The sequence below is a fragment of the Paenibacillus anseongensis genome (assembly GCF_009757995.1).
In the GTDB taxonomy this organism is placed as follows: domain Bacteria; phylum Bacillota; class Bacilli; order Paenibacillales; family NBRC-103111; genus Paenibacillus_E; species Paenibacillus_E chondroitinus.
In genome coordinates, this window is the sequence record NZ_WSEM01000041.1 from 1 (window position 1) to 26,939 (window position 26,939).

At 46.7% G+C, this 26,939-nt stretch carries 25 protein-coding genes; 13 read left to right on the forward strand and 12 right to left on the reverse strand.

Going from position 1 to position 26,939, the window contains the following annotated elements:
* Positions 1 to 55: 55 nt before the first annotated feature.
* The gene (locus tag GON05_RS38225) at positions 56 to 1,762 is read right to left on the reverse strand and encodes a glycoside hydrolase family 2 protein (protein ID WP_157326715.1); all 1,707 of its coding nucleotides are present in this window, start codon (positions 1,760 to 1,762) and stop codon (positions 56 to 58) included.
* 113 nt (positions 1,763 to 1,875) lie between these two features.
* Between GON05_RS38225 and GON05_RS38230 the strand changes: the two genes are divergently transcribed.
* From GON05_RS38230 to GON05_RS38240, 3 genes are all read left to right on the forward strand, one after another.
* Positions 1,876 to 2,694 carry an AraC family transcriptional regulator gene (locus GON05_RS38230; RefSeq protein WP_157326716.1) on the forward strand — a complete coding sequence of 273 codons (819 nt, stop codon included), beginning with the start codon at positions 1,876 to 1,878 and terminating at the stop codon, positions 2,692 to 2,694.
* Positions 2,695 to 2,772: 78 nt separating this feature from the next.
* Complete coding sequence (locus tag GON05_RS38235; protein WP_157326717.1) at positions 2,773 to 3,279, forward strand: CYTH domain-containing protein; 507 nt, start codon at positions 2,773 to 2,775, stop codon at positions 3,277 to 3,279.
* Positions 3,280 to 3,309: 30 nt separating this feature from the next.
* Positions 3,310 to 3,813: a GNAT family N-acetyltransferase gene (locus tag GON05_RS38240; RefSeq protein ID WP_246239806.1), complete on the forward strand. Its 504-nt coding sequence runs from the start codon at positions 3,310 to 3,312 to the stop codon at positions 3,811 to 3,813.
* On the opposite strand, the gene GON05_RS38245 is transcribed toward GON05_RS38240, so the two are convergent.
* Positions 3,805 to 4,875 carry a ParB/RepB/Spo0J family partition protein gene (locus GON05_RS38245; RefSeq protein WP_157326718.1) on the reverse strand — a complete coding sequence of 357 codons (1,071 nt, stop codon included), beginning with the start codon at positions 4,873 to 4,875 and terminating at the stop codon, positions 3,805 to 3,807. The genes GON05_RS38240 and GON05_RS38245 overlap by 9 nt on opposite strands.
* 28 nt (positions 4,876 to 4,903) lie before the next feature.
* On the reverse strand, positions 4,904 to 5,788 hold the full coding sequence (locus GON05_RS38250) for a helix-turn-helix domain-containing protein (protein ID WP_181646653.1): 885 nt from the start codon (positions 5,786 to 5,788) through the stop codon (positions 4,904 to 4,906).
* Positions 5,789 to 6,006: 218 nt separating this feature from the next.
* On the opposite strand from GON05_RS38250, the gene GON05_RS38255 reads away from it, so the two are divergent.
* On the forward strand, positions 6,007 to 8,301 hold the full coding sequence (locus GON05_RS38255; protein WP_157326720.1) for a bifunctional diguanylate cyclase/phosphodiesterase: 2,295 nt from the start codon (positions 6,007 to 6,009) through the stop codon (positions 8,299 to 8,301).
* 53 nt (positions 8,302 to 8,354) lie between these two features.
* On the opposite strand, the gene GON05_RS38260 is transcribed toward GON05_RS38255, so the two are convergent.
* Together GON05_RS38260 and GON05_RS38265 are read right to left on the reverse strand one after the other, a co-directional pair.
* On the reverse strand, positions 8,355 to 9,161 hold the full coding sequence (locus GON05_RS38260) for a histidinol-phosphatase (protein WP_157326721.1): 807 nt from the start codon (positions 9,159 to 9,161) through the stop codon (positions 8,355 to 8,357).
* Between the two features lie 26 nt (positions 9,162 to 9,187).
* On the reverse strand, positions 9,188 to 10,090 hold the full coding sequence (locus tag GON05_RS38265) for a LysR family transcriptional regulator (RefSeq protein WP_127458534.1): 903 nt from the start codon (positions 10,088 to 10,090) through the stop codon (positions 9,188 to 9,190).
* Positions 10,091 to 10,313: 223 nt separating this feature from the next.
* Here GON05_RS38265 and GON05_RS38270 point away from each other — a divergent pair, with 223 nt between their 5' ends.
* Together GON05_RS38270 and GON05_RS38275 are read left to right on the forward strand one after the other, a co-directional pair.
* A complete protein-coding gene (locus GON05_RS38270) occupies positions 10,314 to 11,840 on the forward strand; it encodes an MDR family MFS transporter (RefSeq protein ID WP_157326722.1) in 1,527 nt (508 codons plus the stop codon).
* Positions 11,841 to 11,852: 12 nt separating this feature from the next.
* Positions 11,853 to 12,431 (forward strand): PadR family transcriptional regulator, encoded by a 579-nt coding sequence (locus GON05_RS38275; RefSeq protein WP_157326723.1) that lies wholly within the window; start codon positions 11,853 to 11,855, stop codon positions 12,429 to 12,431.
* 397 nt (positions 12,432 to 12,828) lie between these two features.
* On the opposite strand, the gene GON05_RS38280 is transcribed toward GON05_RS38275, so the two are convergent.
* Complete coding sequence (locus GON05_RS38280) at positions 12,829 to 13,623, reverse strand: TIGR01457 family HAD-type hydrolase (RefSeq protein WP_157326724.1); 795 nt, start codon at positions 13,621 to 13,623, stop codon at positions 12,829 to 12,831.
* A complete protein-coding gene (locus tag GON05_RS38285; protein ID WP_157326725.1) occupies positions 13,620 to 15,311 on the reverse strand; it encodes a PAS domain-containing sensor histidine kinase in 1,692 nt (563 codons plus the stop codon). Before GON05_RS38285 ends, GON05_RS38280 begins: the two co-directional genes overlap by 4 nt.
* A 286-nt stretch (positions 15,312 to 15,597) precedes the next feature.
* Between GON05_RS38285 and GON05_RS38290 the strand changes: the two genes are divergently transcribed.
* The gene (locus GON05_RS38290) at positions 15,598 to 16,056 is read left to right on the forward strand and encodes a chemotaxis protein CheX (RefSeq protein WP_127458539.1); all 459 of its coding nucleotides are present in this window, start codon (positions 15,598 to 15,600) and stop codon (positions 16,054 to 16,056) included.
* A 98-nt stretch (positions 16,057 to 16,154) separates the two neighbouring features.
* Positions 16,155 to 16,937 carry an SDR family NAD(P)-dependent oxidoreductase gene (locus GON05_RS38295; RefSeq protein WP_127458540.1) on the forward strand — a complete coding sequence of 261 codons (783 nt, stop codon included), beginning with the start codon at positions 16,155 to 16,157 and terminating at the stop codon, positions 16,935 to 16,937.
* 50 nt (positions 16,938 to 16,987) lie between these two features.
* Here the strand turns inward: GON05_RS38295 and GON05_RS38300 are convergent, their stop codons facing one another.
* Entirely contained in the window at positions 16,988 to 17,245 is a 258-nt protein-coding gene (locus tag GON05_RS38300) for a DUF2573 family protein (RefSeq protein WP_157326726.1), read from the reverse strand.
* Between the two features lie 289 nt (positions 17,246 to 17,534).
* On the opposite strand from GON05_RS38300, the gene GON05_RS38305 reads away from it, so the two are divergent.
* The 3 genes from GON05_RS38305 (at position 17,535) to GON05_RS38315 (ending at position 20,244) form a co-directional block, all read left to right on the forward strand.
* The gene (locus tag GON05_RS38305; RefSeq protein WP_246069395.1) at positions 17,535 to 18,056 is read left to right on the forward strand and encodes an RNA polymerase sigma factor; all 522 of its coding nucleotides are present in this window, start codon (positions 17,535 to 17,537) and stop codon (positions 18,054 to 18,056) included.
* A 150-nt stretch (positions 18,057 to 18,206) separates the two neighbouring features.
* Entirely contained in the window at positions 18,207 to 19,637 is a 1,431-nt protein-coding gene (locus tag GON05_RS38310) for a DEAD/DEAH box helicase (RefSeq protein ID WP_157326727.1), read from the forward strand.
* A gap of 61 nt (positions 19,638 to 19,698) precedes the next feature.
* Positions 19,699 to 20,244 (forward strand): hypothetical protein, encoded by a 546-nt coding sequence (locus tag GON05_RS38315; protein ID WP_157326728.1) that lies wholly within the window; start codon positions 19,699 to 19,701, stop codon positions 20,242 to 20,244.
* A 51-nt stretch (positions 20,245 to 20,295) separates the two neighbouring features.
* Here the strand turns inward: GON05_RS38315 and GON05_RS38320 are convergent, their stop codons facing one another.
* The 4 genes from GON05_RS38320 to GON05_RS38335 all read right to left on the reverse strand — a co-directional run bounded on the left by GON05_RS38320 (position 20,296) and on the right by GON05_RS38335 (position 24,854).
* Positions 20,296 to 21,468, reverse strand: coding sequence for an MFS transporter (locus GON05_RS38320; protein ID WP_157326729.1), 1,173 nt, complete (start codon positions 21,466 to 21,468; stop codon positions 20,296 to 20,298).
* The gene (locus GON05_RS38325; RefSeq protein WP_157326730.1) at positions 21,465 to 22,289 is read right to left on the reverse strand and encodes an HAD family hydrolase; all 825 of its coding nucleotides are present in this window, start codon (positions 22,287 to 22,289) and stop codon (positions 21,465 to 21,467) included. The genes GON05_RS38320 and GON05_RS38325 overlap by 4 nt, the downstream gene beginning before the upstream one ends.
* Positions 22,282 to 23,058 carry a DeoR/GlpR family DNA-binding transcription regulator gene (locus GON05_RS38330; protein WP_157326731.1) on the reverse strand — a complete coding sequence of 259 codons (777 nt, stop codon included), beginning with the start codon at positions 23,056 to 23,058 and terminating at the stop codon, positions 22,282 to 22,284. Before GON05_RS38330 ends, GON05_RS38325 begins: the two co-directional genes overlap by 8 nt.
* Before the next feature lie 152 nt (positions 23,059 to 23,210).
* A complete protein-coding gene (locus GON05_RS38335) occupies positions 23,211 to 24,854 on the reverse strand; it encodes an FAD-dependent oxidoreductase (RefSeq protein ID WP_157326732.1) in 1,644 nt (547 codons plus the stop codon).
* A 217-nt stretch (positions 24,855 to 25,071) separates the two neighbouring features.
* Here GON05_RS38335 and GON05_RS38340 point away from each other — a divergent pair, with 217 nt between their 5' ends.
* Entirely contained in the window at positions 25,072 to 26,292 is a 1,221-nt protein-coding gene (locus GON05_RS38340; RefSeq protein WP_157326733.1) for an S-layer homology domain-containing protein, read from the forward strand.
* Between the two features lie 149 nt (positions 26,293 to 26,441).
* On the forward strand, positions 26,442 to 26,720 hold the full coding sequence (locus GON05_RS38345) for a hypothetical protein (RefSeq protein ID WP_157326734.1): 279 nt from the start codon (positions 26,442 to 26,444) through the stop codon (positions 26,718 to 26,720).
* Positions 26,721 to 26,939: the final 219 nt, after the last annotated feature.

Sequence of the window (26,939 nt, forward strand, 5' to 3'; positions counted from 1 at the left end):
ACCCGCATGTACGGTGGTGTGAGAGGTCAGGGGCTAGCCGCCCCTATCTACTCGATTATCGCTTCGAACGATAGATGTCCTTCACGATCCGGTAAGCCAGCTTAGGCTTGCGGTATTCATTCAGCAATCCTTTGTTGTTAAAGCTCCGCGCACGATCGCGGAAGTAAGGGCGGTCGCTGCGCACATCGACGCGGATGTCGGCGAAGTGCCAAATCAGCGTACCGACGATGCGCGGATCGTCGCGGAAAATGTGCAGCGCCTGCTGCACAACGTCAGCTTGGTAGTCTTCGCTGAACAAGCGCGGCTCCCAGCCGGCGTCTCCAAAAATGCCGGCCGCACCGAACTCGCTCATGATCAGCGGCTTGTCTCCGGCACCTTGCGCTTCGGCATTGCGGTAGTAATTTTGCAGCATGTCGCGGAATCCGTTTACGTTCCCTTCGTACCAGCCGTAATATTTATTGATGCCGATGACATCGAAATAAGACAGGACGATATCTTCCACAGGGTGCATGGTGGCATACGTGACTAGACGGCTCTCGTCCATGCTGCGGATTTTACCTACGAACTTTTTCGTTAGCTCAAGCGCCTCAGTCGTGCGTGTATCAATTTCATTATGAGCTCCCCAGAAAATGATCGAAGGATGATGATAATCGCGGGTAATCATTTCATCCAGCATCTTAACGCCACGTTCTGCAAAGAGTGGGCTAGCCAGCGTATCTGTGCTCATGAAACAGCCCCACATCGGGATTTCGCTCCATAGAAGCATGCCGTGTTCATCCAGTAGATCCATCCAGAACTGGCTTTGCGGATAATGCGAACCGCGCACGATGTTGCAGCCCAGATCCTGCAAAATGGCAAGGTCTTTCAGCATGAGCTTCGGCGGGAAAGCAAAGCCCCACTCCGGATGCTCCTCGTGCCGATTAACCCCTTGCAGATAGAGCTTTTGCCCGTTTAAAAGGATTTGGCCATTGTCGACGGCAACTGTTCGGAATCCTGTACGGTCGATCAGGTCGTCTTCGCCAGCCTGAACGGTGAACGTATACAGTTCGGGGCGGCCTACATCCCATCGGCGGATGTTAGCGAGGGTTCCACGTAGGGTTAATTGTGTGGATTGGCCTGCTAGCAGCTGCACGGTGACAGCGGGAAAAATGAGTCCGTTTGTAGAAGCGTTAACCTCGACTTCACTGTCTGTATCGCTTAGCGAGTTGACCTGTACTTGCAAGCTGATATCCGCTTGATCACCTGTCAAATGGTAATCGATTTTCATCGTATCAATATAGACGTCAGGCAGCTCTTGCAGCTCTACGGAACGGATAATACCGCCGTAGGAGTACCAATCCGCCACATCGGTAGGCAGTGTCTGCCAGTCCAAAGTGCTGTCTACACGAATAATAAGTTCATGCTGGCCTTGAGTCAAATGCGGAAGCAGCGTACTAAACTGTGTATACCCACCAAAATGATAACCAAGATGCTGACCATCCACATAAATATCGGCATGATGAAGAATGCCCTCAAAGATCAAACGAATATTGCTGTCTTGGGTTGTATCAAAATAGGTACGGTACCATGCAACGCCAATGTATTCGAATAAGCCTAATTCATTATTCCAACAGGAAGGAACAACGAGCTTACGGGAATCGGAAGGAAATTTCTTGTACCATTCCTCTGTAGTGCCTAAATTGCTTGGATCTGTGACAAAATCCCATAGTCCATCAAGTGTGCGTGTTTTGCGAAGGATATGTTGTCCAAAAGTACGGATCAAAGGAAAAAGCCCCTTTCATGTCTGTTTCGTAAAGCGTATCATGGAGGAATGGGGATGATCTATGGATAAAGGATTTTATCATTTGTCAAAATCGCTTTGCAGGTGGTGGCTATATGGAATCGAAAGCTCACAGAATTTATCATCTTCGTCTGACCTATGAGAAGCTTCCCGTGCCTGGGTGGAAGGATATTCGCAATACGATGGATGTTCATTCGCTTTACTGGATTATGAGCGGGGAGGGGGAATTCTCGCATTCACCGGATGAGAAGCCCATTCAAGTGAGAACGGGGACGCTGATCTATCTCAAGCCGGGTTTTACCCTTACGATGTCATCTTCCATAGACCAACCGCTTTACATCCGTATGCTTTTATTTGATGCTTTCGATGTGCCTTATGAGCATGCCATTTGGCAAAAGCCTGTGTACCTGGACACGCTGAACTTGCCTTTTATCAAACTATATTCTCCGGAGCAAGCGGTTTGGATTCATGAGCAGTTTAAGCAAATGTGGTCGATCCAAGGGACCGATGCGCATGAAAGACAAGCCGAGTTCCAATACGTGCTTTCCAAATTGCTTCATTATATGAGAGATACGCAGGAGTCGACGGACCCGTATATGAAAGCTTTTCAGCAAGCAAAGTTTTGGATGGAAACCTGCTACAACCGTCCTCTCAAGATGGAGGAGCTGGCGCGGAATTTTCACATCTCCGTTTCCCAATTGCGGAAAATGTTCATGCAGCAGATGGGCATATCCCCCAAGGAGTATTTGAACCGAATTCGCAATGAGAAAGCCAAAACACTGCTGCTGCTGACGGAGGAACCTATGAAAGCGATCGCGGTTGCTTGCGGCTTTGCCGATGAGTTTCATTTTGGTAAAATGTTTCGGGCATGGAATGACATTTCGCCAGCTCGTTTTAGAACTTTGTACAAATAATCAGTATCAGGTTGCGCAAGCATTTTTATGGTAAAATGGTGGTTAAAATACAGATTGGTTTGGGAGAGGGGCTTACCGATGAGTGCTGAAATTGAGAAAAAATATTTATTGCCTGCATTCCCTGCAAGTGAATTGGAGAATCAAGACATTAAGTTGGTGTCCAAGCAGTACATTTATCAAACGTATTTGGCTTTTTCGGAGGATCAGGAAATTCGAGTGCGAAAGCTAGTCGATAGCTCTGGCGAGTCGCATTTTACGCATACGTTCAAGTCCGGCCATGGGATGGTTCGCGAAGAAATTGAGTACAACATCTCTGAAACGGTGTATAAACAACTTTTGGATCACACGGGGTTGATCCCGTTAGAGAAGATTCGTACTACGGTAGAACATGCGGGACTTTATTATGAAATTGATGAATATAAGCAAGTGGATTTGGCAGTGGTTGAGGTCGAGTTTCCAAGCATTGAAGCGGCGGAGCAATTTGAAGCGCCAGCTTGGTTCGGACGTGAGTTGGGCTCAGAGGACGAATTCCGTAATAAATCCATGTGGGTTGCCTTGCAAAAAAAGTCGGCCATGGGGGATTAGAGCATTCAGTTGAAGGAGGATGCATTGATTTTGGACATACAACGACTAGGGGAGCAGGATGTGCCGCACGTGCAAGCACTTTTGATGGATGTGGTTTCACGGCTGCCGTCCAGTGCTTATTATTCGACGGATCGTTTAGAAGCGTTATATGAATATGTTGAGCAAAAAGGCGAGATATACGGCGCTTATCAAGGGGATACACTCGTTGCTTATACGGTGATTGCATTCCCTGGGCTAAGCGCCGGTAATCTCGGACGTGAGTTTGGCGTGCCGGAGGTAGACCTGCCAAAAGTTGCTTCGCTGGAAGGGTCCATTGTTCACGAATCGGTGAGAGGACAAGGCCTGCAGCGGCGTTTTCATGCCTGGAGAGAACAGCGCGCGCGGGAGAAGGACATGCTCTATTTATATGCGACCGTTCATCCAGACAATGTGATAAGCCGGCAAAATTTAGAGTCCGCTGGGTTGACGCTGCAGTTCTCCCGCACGATGTACGGTGGTTTACCAAGGCACTGTTATGCGAAAAAGCTATTTTGAAAAAGCTAGTTCTTTAACTTTTTTCCACTGACTTAACTGCTTTTCCAAATGCTCGACTAACGTATCGACATCGCTTAGAAACTTGTCCTTTTCGCTGGCGTCGAGCTTGGAAGCATCGCTCTGCAAATCGCTCTCCGTTGGAGCTTGTACAACCGAGAGAAGCTGCTGCAGTTTCATTTGAATAGGGGCCACTGCCATTTCCATATCCATTGCCGCAGTCTCAACACGTTGAGATTGGCTGCTTGGCAAGTGCCCGCTTTGCTCCGCCAGTGGCGTCTCGATCGCCGTGCTGGCTTTTTCTGCTTTTTGCGCTTTGGCCTGTGCCTTTGCCGGAGCAGGTTTAGCCCGCTCTGCGCGGTTGTTTTGAAAAACAGACCACGTTTCGACCAACTCGTGCCCCGATTTATACAAAAGCTTCCCTTTCGTACTCTCCGAAATATCCTTATCTTTGAACATTTTTGCGATTTTCTTCACATCGCTTACCGGCATTTCGTCTCTTGCAATAATCAAGGCAAGCGGGTCACGATGCTCGATGGCGAGATCTTTGATAGGCAGCAGCTGATCTTCGGTCAGCTTGTCCTTGCGAATTTCTGTGCCGCTGACGATCAGCTTTTTGACGGCGTTTCCGAATTTAAGTAGATCGCATTTATTTTTGATATAGGACTCAGGTTTGCCCAGTTTGCTAGAGAGGTATTTAATAGAAGAACTGAACTTCGCATCGTTCATCAGCTTATGGAAAGCCTCAGCTTCCTCGATCGGGGAAAAGCCTTCCCGCGTCAAATTCTCCGCAATTTGCTCCAAATAAATTTCCATCTCATCTGTCACATTAGACACAATGCAGGACATGGTAACCTTTCCGAGCATTTTACTTGCTTTGTATCTGCGGTTTCCATAGATGATTTTGTAGCGATTGTTTGCTGTTGTTCTTACTTTAATGGGAGAAAGCAAACCAATTTCCTCAATACTTTTCATAAGTTCTTGAAGGGCTTCTTCATCGAATTGATATCTGGGCTGGTCCGTGTCTTCATCAATTAATGTGATAGGAATTTCAATAATATCCATAACATATCTCCAATCGTTCAGATTTCATCTAAAGTGCGACATTGCGTTGTTTAAACTCCGTTGGGGTCAGTCCGGTAACCGCCTTGAAATTTCTGCAAAAATAATGAATGCTGGAATACCCTAATTTCATGGCCACGGCTTCAATGGTGGATTCGTGCAGCAAAAGCAGCTGCGCTTGTTTCACTCTTTCCAGAACCAAATAGTGCTTGGGGGCATAGCCGGTTGCTTCGCGGAACAGCTCTGCGAAGTAGGTGGGATGATAGCCGCTTATAGCAGCAAGCTCGGGCGTTGACCAATTGCGGGACGCATCCTGCTGAATCGCTTCAATGGATGCTGCAATTTTGCTATGCTCGGTTGCAGCGCGAAAACGTTTGTCCATTTGATAACGCAACAAAGTGGTAAGGATTTGAATGAGGTAACCGCGGGCAATCGAACCGTAACCGGGCTCTTGATGGACGAATTCTTTGGCGATCCGCGCAAACAGGCTTTCCAGCTGCGTAAACTCGTAGAAATGCCACATATCCACATCCCCGTGACCTTCCACATGAACGGTATAGGTTTTGGCAGGTCTTACTAAATGTTCTCTCGTATGTAAAATGATTGTCGGTTCTGGATGTATGGCTTCGGTCGAGGCGGAGTCCCAGCTAAAATGGATGCTCCCCAGCGTCGAGGGACCGTCGGAAGAAATGGTTAGTCGATGCGGTGTGTCTGAGCCATAGAACAGGCAATTCCCAGGCAGCAGATTCAGGCATTTGCCTGCGAATTCAAAACTGGCGGAACCAGCGACCAGGAGGATGAGCTGACAGTCGGGAATGGTGCGCGGCCCCCAGAACGTACCTGCAGGAGCTTGGAAATAATTACTGAAATTGACCGTAGGACGCAGTTTTCCGAGAGATCCGAGATGCGTCTTCATGGACATCCCCCCACAAGGGTGTGACTTGCCTCTATTGTTTCACACTATCTGTGAAAAGTGCAAGACCTATTCGGACTGTAAACTCTTTTCTATGTCCTGATTTTGGAAGACATCCATTTCATATAAAAAGATTGATCTAGCGGTTCGCAGATGAAATAATAGAGTAGAGATGTCGAATTATGACGTTTAAAGTTTAAGGATGACGGGAGTAGAGTCTCATGAAAACGATGCAATACACGATTATAGCTCTAGTTTTCGTCATATTGGTCTCATCTTCCGAGTTTGTTCTCGATAAGTACAGGAACTCCTTATTGAATGAGCTTAGAATGACCGAACAGTCGCAGTTATCCTCAAGGGCTTTGGTATTGCAATCGGTCATTGACCGCAATTTTAACTTAATGGTCAGTCTGGAAGCTTATGTTAGTTCAAATTATTTGCAAAACAAAGATGATCAAGAAGTGCTGAATTACATTGCTTCTTTATATCTTGGCGCTCAAGCTTCTACACTTAATCTACTCATTGCCCCCAAAGGGATTGTAAAGGCCGTTTTTCCGCTTAAGGGCAATGAAAGCATAATGAATTGGGATTTGTTGAACGACTCTCGTCCGAACGTACAGCAACAAATTGTTAACGCGCTTACAACGAAGAGGATGACCATGGATGGTCCGTTTAAGCTGTTGCAGGGGATGGACGGGTTAGTTGCGCGCAAAGCGATTTATCAAAACGGGGAATTCTGGGGATTCGTATCCGTTGGCGTCGATGTGGATCAATTGCTTGCGGAAGCGGGCATAAAGAACGGGGACCCCAGAAATGATCGACTTGCGATCCGCAATCCAGGTCAACCTGCTTTTTTTGGGGATGATGCGGTCTTTCAAGAGAGGCACACGAAGGCTAACATAGAGCTTGCGGATCATAATTGGGAGCTGGGTGCGCTTCCTCCCACCAGTGCGGTTGAGAGCATCAAGCAGCAGATTTTAGTGACGCGAGCTTCATTCATTACGATATTGGTTCTCGGTCTGCTCTTCTTCCTTTATATGCTTAGACAGCGGGACACATTAAGTAAAGCAGTGAATGAGCGAACGCAGGAATTGCAGCTCGCCAATGAAGATTTGACGGCGGTGAATGAGGAGCTGCTAGCCGGACAGCAGGAGCTGCAAGAATCGACCAAAAGACTGATGGAGTCCGAACAAATGCTTTCCTATCTGGCCTATCATGATGTACTGACAGGGATTCATAATCGTACGTATTTTCAAATGGTTTTGAAGGAACAGATCGTCTACAACGAAATCAGTCATACCTCGCTGGCGGTGCTGTTTTTTGACTTGGACAACTTTAAAATGGTCAATGATTCGCATGGCCATCATATGGGTGATCTAATGCTGCGTGAGGTTGTAAACCGGATTCAGCAATCCGAGCTTCCCTTTCACACCTTCGCCAGATTCGGTGGGGATGAGTTCGCGATTCTGCTCGAAGATTGCGCAGACGAGCAGGACGTTCGGGATTTCTGCGAGCAATTGATTGAGATTTTGAAGCCGTCGTGCCTGTTATCGGGCCGTGCTTTTTTCATCAGTGCAAGCATCGGGATTGTGCAGTATCCTTATGGCGGATTGACATGGGAATCCTTGCTTAAAAATGCGGATATCGCCATGTATATGGCCAAAAAGGAGAGCGGCAGCTCCTACAGCTTCTTCGATAAGCAAATGGCGATGAATTCCGTATCAAAGCTCGAAATGGGGAACCATCTTCGTCAGTCCATGGATCGGAATGAACTCGAGATTGTCTATCAGCCGCAGATCGATTGCCATCTGGGTAAAGTCATAGGTGTCGAAGCCTTGCTGCGCTGGAACCATACGACGAAGGGCTACATTTCCCCCTCAGAATTTATTCCGATTGCCGAAGAAATGGGCTTTATCGTCACTATAGGCGAGTGGGTGATGCGGGGGGCCTGCATGCAGATGAAGGCGTGGCATAACATTTTGCAAGAACCATTGACGATATCCGTTAATCTCTCCGTTAAACAACTGAATGATGAACGTTTTGTCGACAAAGTGATTCAAATTTTAGAGGAAACAGGCCTGGAGGCCAAGTATCTGGAAATTGAAATCACCGAAAATGTTGCGATGCGTGACGACCAGCTGGAGGCTCTCGGACGTTTGCGCAAGCTAGGTATTGCGATATCCGTTGACGATTTCGGCACGCATTATTCTTCGCTCAGTTATTTGAAAAGGTTTCCCGTTACCAAAATCAAGCTGGATCAATCGTTTGTTCGCGGCGTACACAACGATGACAAGGATCGGGCTATGATCAAAGCGATCATTTCGGTGGCCAAATCGTTCCAACTGCAAATCATTGCTGAAGGGGTTGAAACGGAAGAGCAGGCTAGATTTTTGGTCGCAAATGGCTGCAGCCAAATTCAAGGTTATTACTTCTTCCGACCGATGCCGGCCGATCAGACGCAGGTTATTTTGCAGATGAGCATGCAACCGAAGCTCGGCTTTATGAATGCTATTTAAAAGAAAGAGGCTGCACCGGAGTAGAATCATCTACTTGCGGAGCAGCCTCGTTTTTATAGAGGAACAACTTGTTTTTGTTTGTTCTTGAAATAAACCCAATGTTTGAAGCCGATCTCTTTCAGCGTTTTGCTCACTTCATCCCAGTCATCGCCAACACGGCTTGGAATATGCGCATCGGAGCCGAACGTTACCTCAACGCCGTAGTGAAGGGCTTGCTCTAACATCGCGTGCGAAGGGTACCAACCGCCTACGTCTTTGGTTTTGCCTGACGTATTGATTTCGATAGCCACACCGGTTTCGCCGATGACTTTCAATGTTTCGTTGACGGCTGGCGTCGGAATGTCAGAGAAAGCTGGGTAAAAGCCTTTCATAGCATCAATATGCCCAAGGATGTTGAACATGCCGGAGCGGGCGGATTCCGCAATAAGGCGATAGTATTCTTCCTTCTGCTCGATTTTCTGCGCGTCTTTCAAATTCTTCCATCTGTTGCGATTGAAAATACTGACGCCGCCGGACAAATGCACCGATCCGATGATGTAGTCGAACGGGTATTTGGCATACTCCTGACGGTAAACATCAACATGCTCAGGGAAATAATCGGATTCTACGCCTAAAAGGACATCAATTTTACCTTCGTATTCTTTTTTCAGCTGAAGCACTTCCTCGATATAGCGGGGAAATTCACTTTTGGCCATGGCGATTAAAGGTTGTGCGTGATCTTCTGGACTTCCGAAATAAGGGGAGTGGTCTGAGATCCCAATCGCCTTCAAACCGCCGGCAATAGCGGCTTCGATATAGTCGCGAATTTTATCCTGGGCGTGCCCGCACCGATCATGATGGGTATGTAGGTCGAATTTCATACGAGAATACCTCCTAAGCCTGTTATTTATTCTGAGCCAAGAAATTGAGTTTCCGGCATCCCTTTTAAATCTCGAAGGAACTGCTGCATGGCAGAATTTAAGTAACGTCCCGACTTATATACTACACCTACAGGATGGGTACTATCCAACTCATTTACTTTTACAATTTTCAAAGTGCCGTGCCGCAGTTCATCCGCTACAGACAGCTTGGAAATGATGGCGACGCCGAGATTTAATTCAACCATTCGCTTCACTTCTTCACTGCTGGACAACTCCATGACAATATGAGGCGCGACATCATAGTTTTTGAAAACTTGATCGACAAAGCGTCGCCCTGCGGTCTCTGGAGAAAGCATGATGATTGGAATATTGCGCAGTTTTTCAATGGATAAATGGGCGAATCGGCTGAGTGGATGCTGCGTCGATACAACGAGCTCGAAATTGTCATAATACAGCACGGAAGTTTCTAAGGCCTGATTTTTCTCAAATAAATAAGTAATCCCGATATCGATTTGACTATTCTCAACTGAGGTCATAATTTGTGAAGAAGTCATGGAGTGAATGGTCGTTTTGATCAAAGGGAATTGGTCCTGGAAATAAGAAAGCACCCGCGGTAAAATTTGCATGGCAATTGAGGTCGTCGTGCCGATGTGGATATGGCCTTGTGGTGTTTGGTGTAAATCTGACAAGCGCTGCTTGAGGTCACTGGCGATCCGCAGCATTTTCTCAGCATGCTCCAGAAATAGCTTTCCGCTATCCGTTAACGTGACAGGCTGGTTGCGATCGATGAGAATCGTGCCGAATTCGTCTTCTAGGCTCTTAATTTGCGCGGAAACGGCAGGTTGGGTCAAGTTAAGAATTTCGCCAGCTTTGCGGAAGCTCATCGTCTTGGAAATCGTGAGCAACGTTTCCAACTGGTTCATATTCATGCGATTACCTCCTGCTATTCAAATTGTAATTACAAATAAAATTTATCGAAATTGTAAAGGGCATAAAAACCTTTTCTAAGCTTATTATATGATAGGAAGGAGGGGGTCGGCAATGTCTCCCGGAAAACTCGGACAACGGCCTGTCGAATTTTATTGCCATATACTCAAATTTGATTATAATAATTAGTATATAATAAATTGAATGGTAAAGGAGATTTATTTCATGTCGTTAACACGCAAGTCTAACCCTACCTGGACAGTCGTAGGGTTGATGTTAGGACTTTTGCTGGCTGCGCTGGATCAAACAATCGTTTCTACAGCGATGCCAACCATTGTGTCCAAACTAGGGGGATTCAACCAGTATGTCTGGGTTTTCTCAGCTTATTTGATTGCTAACGTGGCAGCCATGCCGATTTTCGGAAAGCTCTCGGATATGTACGGTCGTAAGTTATTTTTTATCATTGGGATCATCGTATTCATGATCGGATCTGCGCTTTGCGGAACCGCTACATCGATGACTCAACTCATCGTGTATCGCGCGATTCAAGGTATCGGAGGCGGCGCCTTGATGCCGATTACCTTTGCGATCATTTTTGATATTTTCCCACCGGAGAAACGGGGTAAAATGCAAGGGCTTTTCGGGGCCGTATTCGGTTTATCAAGCGTACTCGGTCCGATCATCGGCGCTTATTTCACGGACTATGTCACGTGGGAATGGATTTTCTTCATTAATCTACCACTCGGCATTGTATCCTTGTTGCTTATTATTTTCGCCTACCATGAGACTGTGGAGCACAGCAAGGCCAAAATCGACTGGAGCGGTACCATTTTACTGACAGCAGCGATTGTGTCCCTGATGTTTGCATTGGAGCTTGGTGGTAAAGACTATGCGTGGGCCTCCTGGCAAATTATTAGTCTTTTTGCAGGGTTTGCCGTACTATTGGCCGTGTTCCTGACGGTTGAAAAATTTGCGGCCGAACCAATCGTTCCACTCGACCTGTTCAAAAACCGCCTGTTCACCGCAAGCATGGGTGTCAGCTTTGCTTACGGGGCTGTTTTGATTTCAGGCGGGACGTATATTCCTTTATTTATTCAAGGTGTATTTGAAGGCTCTGCAACAAGCGCTGGGTCTACACTCACGCCGATGATGCTGGGTGTTGTTGTCAGCTCCGCATTAGGCGGACGTTTCATAGGAAAATTCTCTTACCGCAACGTGATGCTCGTATCCGTAGCCTTGTTGATTGTGGCCACATCGCTTTTGGGTAGCATTTCGATCGATTCCAAGCGCTGGGTCATCACGACTTTTATGATTCTAATGGGACTTAGCATCGGAGCATGCTTCCCGATTACGTCTATGTCCGCTTTGCATAAAGTAGACTTCCGGCGCAGAGGCACAGTGACTTCGCTTGTTAGCTTCTTCCGTTCCGTTGGTTCCGCCATCGGAGTTGCGGTGTTCGGTAGTATTCAGGTAAACTCACTTAGAGATAACATTACACAATCCCTACAAGATCCGGCTATGGCTGAAAAGTTTCATGATGCTCGCGCCTTGCTGCAGCCTCAGGTTCGTGCCAACATTCCTGCCGATGTGCTGCACAAGCTGCTGACCGCACTTGCGGATTCCATTGCAGTTGTTTTTCAAACAACGATTGTTTTAGCTGTCATTGGACTCGCGTTTATCTTACTTATGGGGAATGCGAAGCTGGAAGTGGGGAAAGCTCCTGTCAAAGGGAGTGCACCTGCAGGGCACTAGGAGGTAACCGCTATGTCGATGAAGCTCGTCATACTTGGTCTGTTGATGGAAGCCAACCGGCATACGTATGAAATTCGGCAAACGATGAAAGAAAGAGGCATGCATAATTATATGAAGCTGCAAGACGGCTCGCTTTATTATGCGATGGATCAACTGCGCAAAGATGGTCATGTGGAAGCACTTGAAGTCGTGCGCAATACGAATCGACCGGAGAAAACCGTTTTCCAAATTACGGAGGCTGGGAAGCTTAAATTTCAAGAGCTGTTGATCGAGCAGTTTCATGAAGAAATCAAACACTATCACCCGCTCTACGTCGCTCTGCCATTTTCCGTGCATGGCGATCAGGCCAAAATAGCCGATATCCTGGAAAATAAAATACTGGCTCAGAAAATGGTCATGAACCGAATGAAAAGCTTGTATGAAGAGCATCGGAACGTAGTTCCTCGCGTTATTTTACAGATGATGGTTGGCACCTATAAACGTTCGTTCAGCGAGTTAAAATGGCTAGAGCAGCTGCAAAAGGATGCAAGGGAAGGTCGTTTGCAGGAGAAGGGCTCCCCGCCTGAGGTGGACTGGGACCGTTTGGATTGATCGTGCGTCGGAGAAATCGGAAACATGCTGAAATAGCAAGCCATAAGACTTAACTATCCAGAAGATACAGATAGCCACAAATTGCAGCTAACTCTAAAAAACCTTCAATTCCACACGCAGTGTGGGTTGGAGGTTTTCTGTTTTGCGAGTGTCCATCCGGATGCAAAGGGAACAACGGTATGCTATTCCGTATAAAAGATACATTTTCCACCCGTGAGGGGAAGTACAGTCCGTTATTTTGCAGGAATGAGCTAAATTTGGGTGATGGTGTTCGAATAAAGCCTTGTAGTTCCGCTCCAAGAGGAAACAACGTGTTGCTCCTGCTAATAGAGGGCTGTAGTTCCCGTAAATAAAAACCCTAGCGGTATTCCCCGCTAGGGTTATTGGAATTTGCGGCTTATATCCCGCCAAGCCTACTAAACTGCGCGATGAAATGTGCCAAATCATCGCAAACCAGGTCCGGCGTCACGCCCGCCGACGCCATCTGCTCGTGCACGTTATCCGGCGTTGCGACGCCGGTCAGCACGAGCGCCGTGCGGCACCCCGACACCACGCCTCCGCGGATGTCGGTGTGCACGTTATCGCCGATGACCCAGACATCGGCGGCAGGAAGACCAAGTCGCTCGATGGCGTAAGCCATGATGATCGGCGAAGGCTTCCCGATCACCACCGGCTTCACGCCGGAGGCGGCGGTGATCGAAGCGGCCAGGGAGCCTGCCCCTGGCATAAGCCCTCCATCCGACGGCAGCATGCGGTCGGGATTGGTTAACACATAGGTCGCGCCGGCCTTCAGGTGGCGGACCGCTTCGGTCAGCTTCGCATAGGTGAAGCTGCGGTCAATGCCTTGGACGACGTAATCCGGAGGCGTCGTCCCCTCCATCTCGAAGCCGGACGCCTCCAGGGCGATCCGCAGTCCGGCTTCGCCGACCATATGCACGCTGTGGCCTCGGCCCTGCTCGGTCAAGTACTTGGCGGCGGCCTGCGAGGACGTATAGACCGCCGCCTCCGGCACTTCAATGCCGAACGCCAGCAGATGTTCGGCAACCTGCGCTGGTGTACGGGACGAATTGTTCGTCACCAACAAGTAGGGCAAGTGGTGCTCTTGCAGCCACTGAATGAAAGTAGCTGCATGTGGAATCGGTTCATGCCCCCGATATAAGGTACCATCCAAATCTATGAGAAAACCGTTCATACTACAGACACTCCTTCGGTGATTTTAACTTGTGTGGAAGGAAGTGTAATTTCAACCGTCGTTCCTTCTTCCAGCTTACTTTGAATTTCCATCATGCCCCCGTGTGCTTCAATAATACGGTAGCATACCATGAGGCCAAGACCGGTGCCTTTTTCCTTAGTACTATAAAAGGGTTCACCCAGCTTGGGCAACCGCTCTGGTGCAATACCGCATCCTTGATCGATAAAACGGATGGTGATGTTTTTCTTAGCAGCATCGGCTGCAGCTTCGATACGCATTAAACCGCCCTCTTCCATGGACTCCAGCGCATTTTTCAAAATATTGATGAAAACCTGTTTAATTTGCCTTTCGTCGCAAGAGACAGGGGGCAGATTGGGCTCGATATCGGCTTCGATTTGAATATTTTCCAATATCGCTTGAGGTTGCAGCAGCTCGATCGTGCTTATCACAATAGAGTCAATGGTTCGGGTATCAAAGTTGGTAGCCTGCGGTTTTGAGACGAACAGGAACTCATTCACGATAAACTCAATGCGCTGCAGCTCTTTTTGCATAATTTCTATGTAATATTGCTCTTTGGTACTGTTTGTTTTCAATAATTGCAGGAATCCCTTCAAAGCTGTTAATGGATTGCGGATTTCGTGCGCCACCCCAGCCGCCAGTTGGCCTACAGCTGATAGCTTATCAGACTTGATCAGCAGCTCCTGAGTCTTTTTTAATTCGGTAATATCTTTAAATGTAATAACGGTACCGAGAATGTGCCCCTTCTCCTCCAGGATGGGACTCGACATGAACTCGACAGGGAAGGCGGTGCCATCCTTTCTCCAGAACAGATCCTCTCTCATAATAGGAGCATCCCGATTTAGAATCGTGTTCAAAACAGGACTTTCTTCGCGCGAAAAAGGAGTGCCGTCGGCTTTCTCAGGCCGAATTAGATTATGTATTTGCCTGCCGAGCATTTCATCTACTTTCCAGCCGGTTATCGCTTCAGCAGCTTGATTCCAGAAGATCGTGCGCCCACTCATATCAATCCCATAGATGCCTTCGGAGACAGAATTGAGGATGAGCTGGTTTTGCTTATAGAGTTTGTCGATGACTTTTTTCTGTTCTTTCACTTCTGTCAGGTCCTTGAGAATCGCGTAAATCCCTACCACTTGACCGTCGACTTTCGTCGGGACGAACGTTACATTTGAAGGGATCGGAATCCCGTTTTGATGGATAAAAGCAGCCTCGAAATTTTGCGGCATCCCGGCGGAAGCTACTTGGAAATGATGTAAAGCTTTAAGCAAATCCGGCGGGCTGATCATTGGGATAAAAGAAGTCGTGGTATTCTCGCGCCCAAGCCCCAAGAGACTTTCAAGCCCGTGATTGGCTGACAGCACTTCACCGTCCAGGCTAAAAGAAATAATCGAGTCCGGATGATTGTCGTATAGAGATTGGTACCGCTCAGCGGTTTCCAGAATGGAAGTTTCACCTTTTTTGATTCTTCTAAGCCCGTATAAGGCTAATCCGAGCATCGTACATAGTACGACAATATCGATAGCCAGCCCGATGGGACGGTGCTCGAGTACATATGGAAGCTGATGAACGATGAAAAAGTTCGTACCGATTAGCAGCAGAGCGATAATATGATAGACAAGCGTAAGTTGATATAACGTGTAATGTTTTATTGTCGTTTTCTGTTTCATCATGGTTGCCTTTCATCGCTCCTTTAAAAGGACGAATACCCTGCAAGCCTATCAGGATTCGACACATATTTATATATTCTTCCAGATTACTTGCTGTATTTCCTGCTGATAATGATCCATAAATCCAGATTCGACAATTTTAGTATGAAGGCAGGAAGAGTGTCTGTATGTGAGTATAAGGAACTATTTTATGAAAAAATACAGTATACTTGTCCTAGTATTTTAGGTATAATGTTGAAAAAGGTCGTTTTTGGTGGAACTTATTCACAAATGAGATCGGAGCGGAGCTATGAAGGCTGAGTACATTAATCCTTTTTTGGAGTCGGCTAGAATTGTCATCGAGCAGGTTGCTAACATTCGCCCAACTACAGGGCAGCTCGGCGTCAAAGACGTCAAATTTGTGGAAAAGTATATTTGGATCCAAATCGGGATGACCGGACAAATGGAAGGCGATATTGTGTTCGGCTTGGCTGAGGACGTCGCTTTGAAGATGGTTTCCGCGATGATGGGCGGGTTTGTAATTACGGAGATGGACGAAATGGGCAAGAGCGCTATATCGGAGCTAGGCAATATGATTAGCGGGAATGCAAGCACCATGTTGTTTAATCAAGGCGTAAGGGTTGATATCACGCCTCCGAAGCTGGTTCAATCAGCTACGGCTGCCGGTTTTGTGCCGAAGAGAGCGCTGACGATCCCTTTGATTATGGATAGCATTGGCGAACTGGACATTCAAGTGTTAATTACGTAATATGAATATGGAATGAAATGTTGTATACATAAGCTAGAATGAATGGAGTACTGCGAAAGCGGTCCTCTTTTTTTTGTAATTTACTGGAATGGGGAGAAATGACGTTGAACATTTCGAACAAAATCGTCTTGATCACCGGAGCGTCAAGCGGCATCGGCGCTGTCATGGCACAGCAATTTGCGGCGATGGGGGCGATTCCCATTTTGACAGCCCGCAGTACAGACAAGCTTGAGTCGATTGCTGCAGGCATTCAAGGCCAGCATGCTGTTTACGCGCTTGACGTTACGAATACTCAGCAAGTACAGGACGTAGTTAGTCAGGTTATCGCGAAGTTCGGTCGTATTGATATTTTAATCAACAATGCCGGTTACGGGATATTTGAGTCATTCGCCGGTGCGCCGCTGGAGCATTTTGAGGATATGATGAACGTGAACTACATGGGGGTTGTCCGCTGCACGCAAGCTGTATTGCCTCATATGTTGAAGGCGGGAAGTGGTCATATCGTAAACATAGCGTCCATGGCGGGGAAAATCGGTTCGGCCAAATCTACGGGCTATTCGGCAACGAAACATGCGGTGCTTGGTTTCACGAACAGCTTGCGCCAGGAATTAATGCGAACGGGGGTTTCTGTGACGGCGATTAATCCGGGGCCGATCTCCACACCATTTTTCGATAAAGCCGATCCGAGCGGGAACTATGTTAAAAATGTAGCATGGTTTATGCTCAAACCGGAGAAAGTTGTGAAAGAACTGATCCATGCCATTGAGAAGAAAATACCGGAGAAAAATCTTCCTTTTGTAGCGGGCGTTGGCATTAAGCTGTTTCATTTATTTCCGCGGCTATTCGACCGTTTGGCATCGGGGATTTTAAATAAAAAATAAGCGGGTCCCGGTCTATGGACTGGGAATCCGCTTTTTTCATGGTGAGCGAATTACTTCGACTCAGGCTTGTTGGCTTGCAGAGCTTGATTTAAATCACGAATCTCTTCGAAAATTCGACGCACTTCCGCTTTGCTTTCGGGATGCGTTTGATTCCAATGAGAAGTCAGGGCTGGGAGCGATTTATGAACATGATTAAAAAATGCCCATACTTTTATTTTCTCAAGCATTTCAGGCGACGTATCTCCCGTAATGAGTTCTGCGGTTTTTAACACAAGTGCGTTGAATTCTTTCTCAAAATCTGTATTCATAGTTTCATCCCTTCGGATGGAAAATAGTAAGACACTTCTAGTTTATCTGATGATCTGACAGCTGTCAAAAATAGCGGGACCCATGTCCATAACGCGAAAAAAGGCAACATAAGCACTAAGTGGGTTTTATTACCATATTACAAAGTTTTTATTGTTGTTTACTCCCTTGCTTTGCCCTAAAATAAGGGTAAGAAACAGAGAATGTTTTTACCTGGTTGGCTAGGGGGCGTTTATTTCGAAGTCTCTCAAACTGTTATTTAGCAGTGATTTTTACACTTTAGAGAAGAGCGTGCAGGAACAGATATATCAAGAGTTTTATCTACTCGTCTATCCGATGATTTATTTTATACTTAGGGATCATGCGGCCGTGGAGGATATTATTCAAGAGTCTTTTCTTCGGGCTGTCCGGAAAGCGCCGCTGCTTCAGGATATTGATAAATATGAAAGTTGGGTCAAGAAACTGACCCGGAATGTCACGCTGAATCATCTTCGCAAGCACAAACGCAACCGCGATGAGCTAGAAACGGAACTGATGCTGTGCATCAAGGAAACGGCACCTACCTCGGATTATTTGGGTTCCCTGGATCAAGAAGTCGAGCTGAAGCTCATGCGGGAAGCCATCATCTCTTACATTAATCAGCTAACTCCCTCCTACCGTCAAATTATTGCAATGAAATGGATACATAATTTATCTTACAAGGATATGGCGATTGAACTAGGGGTCACCGAGGGTGTTGTGCGGCAGCGGCTATTCCGGGCTAGAGATGTCATCAAGCAGAAACTGCTGGAAGAATGGGGAACGGGGAAATAAGAGTCCAGATGGACTCTTATTTCTGCTTATAGGGAGAGAGTGGGCTGTCTATGTATATGAGCAGCATTTTCAAAGTATCGATTTGTATCGATATACAGCGTGACATATAATAAGATCATTAGGTTGAATGAGAAAAGGGGTTTACGTCCATTGAGTACAAGCTTTGAACAGTTGCAAATTGCACAAACTTATTTAGATAAATTGAAAGAATTGGGTATAGGTGAGCCAACGCCGATTCAAGCAGAAGCCATTCCGGTTTTGAAACAAGGCAGCGATGCGATCATTCAGTCCCAAACAGGCACAGGCAAAACGTTAGCTTATTTACTGCCCGCTCTGGAACAAATTGATCCGACGCAGAAACAGCTGCAAGTATTAGTTGTTGTTCCTACCAGGGAGCTGGGTATGCAAATTATGCAAGAAATCGAAAAATTAACGGCTGGCGGTCCGATTCGTTCGCAATCTTTGATTGGCGGAGCGGCTGTGGTTCGACAAGTTGAGAAGCTTCGCTTGCACCCTCATATTGTTGTGGGAACCCCGGGGCGTTTGCTTGAGCTTATGAAAATCAAGAAATTGACTCTGCACCATGTGAAAATTGGTGTAGTCGATGAAGTGGATCAAGTATTTGAGCTTGGTTCCATGCAGGATGTCGAGTCTGTGCTAAAAGGCATGCTGAAATCCAGTCAAAAGGTGTTCGTGTCTGCGACCATTCCGCAAAGCACCGAGCAAGCGGCCGGTAGATGGTTGAAGGAGCCTGTTATTATTAAAATCAACCCGAGCCAGCGCACAGCGGAAACGCTGGAGCACATGTATGTGCTCTGCCAGGAGCGCGAGAAGGTGGATACGCTTCGGAGACTGGTTCGTTTGATTAAACCGAAGTCTGCGATTGTATTTATCAATGTTACAGACGATATCGCTCAAGTTGTGGCTAAGCTGCAGTATGTTGGGTTATCTATTGAAGCTTTGTACGGAGAAGCAAGCAAACAGGATAGGGCTAAAGTCATGGGGAATTTCCGGGATGGGAAATTCCAGCTGCTGCTGGCCACGGATGTTGCAGCAAGAGGGCTGGACATTGAAGGCGTGACTCACGTCTTCCACTTGGATCCTGCCACTAACGCGGAGTATTACCTTCACCGCGTAGGTCGGACCGGTCGGATGGGCCGCGAGGGCACGACCATTTCTATCGTGACACCGAAGGAGCAGTTCATTCTCGAAAAATTCGAGAAGCAGCTCGGTATCACGATCGCGCCGAAGGCGATGTACGAGGGCCGGCTCGTCGATCCGGCCCAGGACCGCAGTGCGGCTACCATGCGCAGCCGCCGTGAAGCTGCACGCCCGCGGGGCGCAGCACCTGTGCGCAGCGGCTCCGCCGGCTCGCACTATGCTGCCGCGCCTGCGGGCGCGGTTCGCACTAGCGCGCCGGCGACGGAAGCGCGCGAATCCAGCGCTGCCCCGGCGAAGCCGGCAGCGCCGAAGCACACGGCCGCCGGTGGCAAAGCCGTGAGCAAAGCCCAACGCGAGCGAGATCGCAAGAGCAAGGGCGCTCCTCGCTGGCTGAAGGAAAAACAGCAGAATAAAGAGTAGCCGTAATTTACATCCAGACTTATACGGCTTGCCAAATCTGTCTTCTGCGGGGTGTTGAAACGTGCTGCAAAAACGATTTATTTTTCTCATCGTGGTCGTCCTTATCCTTGCGGCCGCCACGGTGTTGTTCATCCGGCACATCCAACCTTCCGAGGATCTAGACCTGAATTATCAAGAAATTTCAGTTGGCAGTAAAATTGCGGACATTGTCAAGAACCGGAAGCTCGAGGTTCAGATCACAGAGCAAGATTTGAACAATCTGGTTAAAAAGCAGCTGTCAGCCCATCCAGATCTACCCAACGGCATTCGAATCGAAGGAGCAAAGCTTACCTTGCAAGGAAGCAACCTCGTCGCTGATGTCAATGTTAAATGGCAGGACAAGTTGCCTGTTGGCGCCCAACTGCTTTTTACCCTGGCATGGGACCCGCCGAATGTTATCATTCAGCACCAGAGTACAATGGTTAAGGGCATACAAGTTCCGAAGGAATGGCTTCAATTCGCTCCAATCGAGCTCTCGATCGAAGATCACTTGCCGCTTTTAATAGGAGTGAAGGATGTAAAGTTCGAGGAGAAAGCCGTACTTATTCAATTAAAGGCTCTGCGGTAATAGCGCGGCAGAACCAAAAAGGACAACCCCGATGAGGGGTTGTCCTTTGTTTTAACTAGAAGCCTGAACCCTCCACCTGCGGGAATAGAGTACAATGCCGAAAACCACACACATACCAACTAACACAAACCAAATCGATAAGCCGACCTGAAACTTATCCATTCCCCACCCGACGCCAAGCGGAATGACAGATCCGCCCAAGCCACCTGCAGCGATAAGCGTGCTTGTTGTTTGCTCCGTGCGTCCAGGGAGTAATTGATTGGCATAGATAAGAGCTACAGCGAACATCCCTGACATGAAGAGCCCAAGCAGCAGAACAATAGCGAAGCTGCTCCATAACTGTGTGCTGAACAGCCACAAAAAGACAGTGATCAGGCTGCCGCCAAAAGCGACGGCTAAATAACGGAAATAGGTCATTTTCTCGGCAAGCACGCCGGCAAATAGTCGACCTGCCACCATGGCAATCCAATAAGCTGTTACCGCCAAAGAGGACAGAGAGCTTGAAGTGTGCATTTGATCGATAAAGATCGAAGGCAGGAAGTTAACGATCGTATTTTCCATCCCTACATAGATGAAGAAAACAAGCATGAACAGAATAAGGAAAGTTAACGAACTCCTTGTTAGAGCTGGAGGCTTTACCTCTTGCTGTGACTTGTCGGCTTTGTGAGCTAACAATTCGTCATGCTCGCCCAAGGAAAGCTTCGACCAGATGAGTCCTGTTGCAAGCGCACTTAATCCCAACAGCATAAATCCATATTTCCATAACCCGTTGGCAATCAAAATACTGGATACAATCGGCATGAATAGTGCGCCAAGTCCGAAGAAAACTTCAAGCGTGCTGAAGGCCGAGGCTTGTTTATCCTTTGCCGCCATTAACACGAAGGTTGAAATGCTCGCTTCTACGAGTCCGAAAGCCACGCCGGCTACGAAGGTGAGGCTCACGGCAAAAGCCCAGGGCGGCAGCATGACGATCGTCATCATGGCCAGGAAAAGCAACCCGAAAGCCGTCGTAATCGTGTTTCGGCGGCTGAATCGGCGGCTGAACGCCGGCATGCTGAGCACGCCAAGCAAGAATCCGCCGAATTCAAGGAACACCAGCAAGCCGCCGTCGCTGTAGCTGCGTCCATAATGAGTGAGCAGCTCGGGTAATACCGCTCCAAAAATAACGTGGGTACAGCCCGTTAATAAATAGGACAGGCACCCCATAATTAATAATCTTCTCATACCATTGTGCTTCCTTTTTGCTCTTGCATGTATTTATCGTTATAGGCAAATACATGATTAACGACTTCAGCAACAGATTCGACATGATAGTTTGCTTTTTGTTTGACCTCCGGATGAGCACCTTTCATGGCAAAGCTATGCGGCGTGATCCCGAACATGGATACGTCATTGAAGGAATCACCGACACAGGCAATTTCCTCCGGTTTTAGACCCAATTGGTCGATGAGGAGGAGGAGGGAGTTACCTTTTGAAACTTGCCGTGGCATGATGTCCAAGCAATCTTTGTCGGAGATGAACAGCTCAACTTGATCGCCCATTTTTTCTTCTATTAAAGCTTTAATTGCCAGAAGGATTTGAATATCCCCGAATGTAGAAATCTTACAAATTGGAAGCTCGGCTTGCAGGGACTGCTCAATGTCCTCTTTTATAATAAAAGGCCGGAATGTACGTGATTGAACTTCATCGGAAGCGGGCGTCAAATGCGTGATGTAATTGGCTTCACCTGAGCAAACGATCTTCACGACGTCAAAATCTTTCAGCAATTGATACACTCGATACGCTAATTCAGGCTCAAAAAGCTGAGATTTCAGAAACGAGCCATCCTCCAAATGAATGAATGCGCCATTCTGCGACACGGAGTAGGCACGATGTCCGATTTCCTCTAGAACCTGCTGCATCTCCACATTCATTCTTCCTGAGGCCAGGCAAAGCAGGATGTCGGCTTCTTTCACTTTTTTCAGCGCAGCTTGCTCTCTTGAACTAACTTTCTTGCTGTGATCGAGCAAAGTACCGTCCAAATCACTTACGATAAGCTTAATCATCTAAGTCATCTCCTTTTGCCAAAACGATTTCAACTTCACTTGCCAGTAATTTCTCTCTCATTTCGGAGCTCAAGTCTTGGTCTGTGACCAGGATATCGATGCTTTCAAAACCAACCACGCGATGGAACAGCCGCTTGCCGAACTTAGAGTGATCCGCTAAAACGATGACTTGGTCAGCATGTTGGATCATGGCGCGGACTAAATAGCTGTCCTCTTCATTGGGGGCTGACAGCCCTTCCTCCGTAATTCCGCAGGTTCCGATCAGCAGCTTATCGACGTGGTAATCGTTCAACATCTCGATGGCTTTCGCGCCGTAGACGCTATGGTGTTTGCTATCCAATACGCCACCAAGAATGTGGATCGTAGTTTCATCTTTGCGGGTTAAAATAGCAGCAATTTCTATAGAACTTGTCACCACAACGTTCTGTTTGGAAGATAGTGCACTTGCCGCATGCAGCACTGTCGTGGAGGCATCCATCATGATATAGTCGCCATCTTGAATGAGTCCTGCGGCTGTTTTGCCGATGGTTAGTTTGGAAGAAGACTCTGATTGGAGGCGTTGTTCATAATTGCCGACTTCTTTGGAGAGTGTAGGGAGGATGGCGCCGCCGCGTGTTCGCACAATACGGCCCTGTTCTTCAAGTTTTACCATGTCACGCCGGGCGGTATCTCGTGATACATCATACAGCTCGCAAATCAGGTCAACCGTAATGCGCTTATTTGATTTTAAGTATTCAATAATGGATATGAGTCTTTCTTCTTGAAACAAAGGTTTCTCACTCCTTTCACGTAAGTATTTATAAGTGAACTTAAGTATATTGCTTATTATATGTCTGGAAGATCGCTTTTTCAACACCTTTTTTTCTTAAATTTTCGTAAAAAAACCGCACACTCGCTTAAGGAGCGAATGCACGGATTTGGTTATTTCACAGCTGTTTTTTTGCGAGTTTTCACGTAGCTAGGATAAGTAATTTCTCCTGTATCCAGCTTTCTGATTTCATCTTCGTTCCAACCGCTGATTTTGTTGGTACCGGTTACCCCGGTTAGCTTGATTTGATAATGAGCAGCTAAGTACTGCTGTAGCTTGGCCATCTCCTCAGGCGTGATTTCTCTAAGCTTTTGTTTGCCGTGTAACTGCCCCAGTATGATACCAATGGATTCAGCAGCCAAACTCGTATTCGGTTGAATTCTTGTGCTTCCGTATGCGATTGCTGAGGAGCCCACATTTTTTCCGGCGGCAATGACATTGTCGTAATTTTTTAATAAAAAGCTGCGCAGCGGCATCCCGTATTTGTCGGGACGTCCCATCTCAATGCCCCATTTGTTGGCGCTAGTGCCCTGTAAATCGAGCGGATAGCCGCCAATGCTAACATTATCCCAGAACATGGCGCCTGAAAGCAGGTCGGACGGCTTTAAAACATAATCCATTTCGTAGTGATTATATTCCCTTATGTAGGGATAATTCGGTAGCTCCCCAAGTTCGGCATGCTCCCAGCCTGGTAAGGTTTTACGGAAATGTCCCAGGATGGATGCCGTCTCTTTGTTGCCTAGTGTCACAGCTTCCTGGACGGATTCGGGTTTGGATGGGTCAACGGTGTACACCAGAAGTGCGTTAATCAAAACTTCCCCATCTCTTTGATTCACAGCATTTAAGCCTCTTAAAAATACACGGTCATTGGAAGGATGATAGGCCTTTGTCATACCGCTTAATCCAATCGCATAGCTGTCATTGACAGAACCGCCGCCAAATTGCTTGGATTTCTCTTCAGGTTTTAACGCGTTGAAAGTTGTGCTGAACTTTTTCCAATCGACATGCGTGAACTTCATCATCATACCGGCGCTCATGTATTCGATGTCTTTTTGCCCATAGAACTTTTCCAGTCCAGGCAATCTCTTGGCATCTAGTCGAGAGATGAGTGCGGTGTAATCGCTATTATCGACCCAGTAGCCGGCCGTAATCTTCTTCTTTTCATTTTTATCTGTCGTGTAAACGATAGAGGCGACTTTGTGCATGCTGTCAGGTGTGTTGACTTGCTCAATTTCATTTAAGATAACGCCGGATTCGACAGGAATATTTTTGGCCAGTTTATCCATATACGTTGAAAATTCGGAAAGTTTACGGATTTTGGCGTTTCGGAAGCCGTCGAACAATTCTTTAGCCCGGCCTTGCACTAATAAATGGCCTTGATCGTCACGTGTTTCATCCAAAAACAACATCTGACTCTGAAGGATTTGGCCTCCAAAAGCTTTGTGAGGATCGAGCACTTTTACCTTCAAACCTTCGTCTGCAGCCGCCCTTGCCAGGTAGAGGCCTTCCAGCTCGCTGCCGATGACAACAACGTCAAATTGCTCGGATGGATACGGATTTTTGGTTTCTACGGGCGGTGACGGCGGGACTTCACTAGCAGGAGGAGAATCCTGATGTGTGCTGGTCGGCACTGTAACAACAGCTGGTTCTACATTTGCTTGCTTGAGCCCGATTTTGCTATAAGAATAGACTGACAACGCAATTAAAATAACGGCTAGAGCAATAACGAGCTGAACTCTGGGATTACGTAAACGCATACATTGAGCTCCTTTTGCGGTAGTGTTTTATATCGTTAAGTTTAGCAGTTTCAGGGGGGATTTAATAGACTCGACAATTTTCTAGTTTTAAAGATTTATTTCTCCACCCCCCTAAACATATTTACTATGGCGAATTGTTGTAGCATAACCAGGAACCCTTCGCGAAGGCTCCACATTATTTATACCAACTATATGAATATGGGAGAGGGAACTTGATATGAAAAAGAACCTTATGAAGAAAGCTGTAGCAACAGGACTTGTTTTAACAATGGTAATGGGAGGCGCTTCTGCAGCGTTTGCCAAAGGAAATGACCATGATGATCGTGGTAAAGGAAACAATAACAATAGCTATACTACTTCTATTAATAATGGCAAAAACAACAACGGTAAAATTAGCGGTAACATTCAAATCCGCATTAACTTTGACGACCTCAAAGGCGCTCAATGGGCAATGCGTTACATAGCTAGCTTGGCATCCAAACAAGTGTTTGAAGGATACGAAGATGGTACATTCAAACCAGATAAATCCGTTTCCCGCATTGAAGCTATTACAGCTGCTGTAAGATTGATGGGATTGCGTGAGCAAGCCGAATCTGCAACAGAGATGGCAACGAAACTAAACTTCAAAGATGCGGATAAAATCCCTGCATGGGCAGTTGGATACGTAGCCGTAGCGCTTGAAAACGATCTATTCACAGAAAGCGATGACTCCGTTCAACCAAATAAAGAAGCAGACCGCCTATGGGCAACAACGCTGTTAGTGAAAGCTCTGAAACTAGAGTCCGAAGCTAAAGCAAAAATGAACACTCAACTTACATTTAAAGATGCTAAACAAATCCCTGCTGGATCTGTAGGCTATGTTGCTGTAGCTATCGAAAAAGGTCTTGTTGATGGCTTCGAAGACAACACATTCAAACCGAACCAAAACGTGACTCGTGCACAATTAGCGGCACTACTGGATCGTACAGGCAACCAAATGCCTGATGACCAAAACTCCACTGCTGGAACTGTGAACGCAGCTGTATACAACAACGTGCTTCCAGTAACGAAAGCGGGAGTTACAACTAACTATGTTCTTCACCCGGATGCATTCATCTTGCGTAACGGTGTGAAAGTAGCTGCTTCTGCCATTCAAGTAGGCGATGAAGTGAAAGTTCGTTCTTTCAACAATCAAGTAGTTTTTGTAGAAGTTACTAAAATGGCTGATGCTAACCAAAGCTTTGATGTTGTAGGTACATTAAATAGTACTACTGTAGATGGACAAGGTAAAATCACTTCCATTTCCATTACGCAAACGATCAATGGTGTAAGCCAAACTACGATTTATAACGTTGCAGCTAATGTTGCGTTGACTGGTAACCTTGGTAACTTTACACCTACCCATGTTGTTGAGCTTAAAGGACAAAATCAAGTTGTTACTACAATTGATGTAAAATAATAAAGAGCATTCATAAAGAGATATAAAAAGGTTGAATATTCATAACGGCTCCTTGCTTCTTACAGCAGGGGGCTGTTGTGCTTTTATGCTGTATAAACTTGCATTCCTTGTGGGAAACTGTTCTTTATCTTGAAAGGAGTGGCATGAATATGAACGAAACATTGATGGAGACATTCAAAAGATTTTACGCTGACTATCGAGTTGCAGCCAATGTGGAGCAGAGCTTCACTGACGCTTATCAGGCGATTGCTTATCACGTTATTGATCAAACCGATCATTTAGCCCAGAGCGGCAACTTGGAAGGCGTGCAGAATATCGTCCGGCAGTTTAAAGAGATCAGCTTATCCATAGCTCCTAGCAACGATGCTTTAAAAGAGCGTTTCGAACAGGAACTAGTAGAAGACATGCTCAATCATGGACATTCCTAAAAAAATGTAGAATAGGGTTGCATTATTTTAACCACCGTGGTATATTGTCTTTCCGGCCAAGACGAGCTGAAAACTTTATCGAATATTGTAAAAATAAAGCTTGCATCTGATTGGTTGAATATGCTATATTGTAATTCCGGCCGCGAGAGCGGGACGGAATGCGAAAGAAATTGATCTTTGAAAACTGAACAACGAGTGAGTAAGCACAGTCGAGTAATC

Excerpts from the sequence above, each read along its gene's own strand:
- GON05_RS38260 (WP_157326721.1), bottom strand. The coding sequence starts at position 9,161 with ATGAAATTCGACCTACATACCCATCATGATCGGTGCGGGCACGCCCAG.
- GON05_RS38280 (WP_157326724.1), bottom strand. The coding sequence starts at position 13,623 with ATGAACGGTTTTCTCATAGATTTGGATGGTACCTTATATCGGGGGCAT.
- GON05_RS38295 (WP_127458540.1), top strand. The coding sequence starts at position 16,155 with ATGACGTTGAACATTTCGAACAAAATCGTCTTGATCACCGGAGCGTCA.
- GON05_RS38270 (WP_157326722.1), top strand. The coding sequence starts at position 10,314 with ATGTCGTTAACACGCAAGTCTAACCCTACCTGGACAGTCGTAGGGTTG.
- GON05_RS38275 (WP_157326723.1), top strand. The coding sequence starts at position 11,853 with ATGTCGATGAAGCTCGTCATACTTGGTCTGTTGATGGAAGCCAACCGG.
- GON05_RS38230 (WP_157326716.1), top strand. The coding sequence starts at position 1,876 with ATGGAATCGAAAGCTCACAGAATTTATCATCTTCGTCTGACCTATGAG.
- GON05_RS38250 (WP_181646653.1), bottom strand. The coding sequence starts at position 5,788 with ATGAAGACGCATCTCGGATCTCTCGGAAAACTGCGTCCTACGGTCAAT.
- GON05_RS38235 (WP_157326717.1), top strand. The coding sequence starts at position 2,773 with ATGAGTGCTGAAATTGAGAAAAAATATTTATTGCCTGCATTCCCTGCA.
- GON05_RS38290 (WP_127458539.1), top strand. The coding sequence starts at position 15,598 with ATGAAGGCTGAGTACATTAATCCTTTTTTGGAGTCGGCTAGAATTGTC.
- GON05_RS38265 (WP_127458534.1), bottom strand. The coding sequence starts at position 10,090 with ATGAATATGAACCAGTTGGAAACGTTGCTCACGATTTCCAAGACGATG.
- GON05_RS38285 (WP_157326725.1), bottom strand. The coding sequence starts at position 15,311 with ATGATGAAACAGAAAACGACAATAAAACATTACACGTTATATCAACTT.
- GON05_RS38345 (WP_157326734.1), top strand. The coding sequence starts at position 26,442 with ATGAACGAAACATTGATGGAGACATTCAAAAGATTTTACGCTGACTAT.
- GON05_RS38245 (WP_157326718.1), bottom strand. The coding sequence starts at position 4,875 with ATGGATATTATTGAAATTCCTATCACATTAATTGATGAAGACACGGAC.
- GON05_RS38325 (WP_157326730.1), bottom strand. The coding sequence starts at position 22,289 with ATGATTAAGCTTATCGTAAGTGATTTGGACGGTACTTTGCTCGATCAC.
- GON05_RS38300 (WP_157326726.1), bottom strand. The coding sequence starts at position 17,245 with ATGAATACAGATTTTGAGAAAGAATTCAACGCACTTGTGTTAAAAACC.
- GON05_RS38340 (WP_157326733.1), top strand. The coding sequence starts at position 25,072 with ATGAAAAAGAACCTTATGAAGAAAGCTGTAGCAACAGGACTTGTTTTA.
- GON05_RS38320 (WP_157326729.1), bottom strand. The coding sequence starts at position 21,468 with ATGAGAAGATTATTAATTATGGGGTGCCTGTCCTATTTATTAACGGGC.
- GON05_RS38255 (WP_157326720.1), top strand. The coding sequence starts at position 6,007 with ATGAAAACGATGCAATACACGATTATAGCTCTAGTTTTCGTCATATTG.
- GON05_RS38335 (WP_157326732.1), bottom strand. The coding sequence starts at position 24,854 with ATGCGTTTACGTAATCCCAGAGTTCAGCTCGTTATTGCTCTAGCCGTT.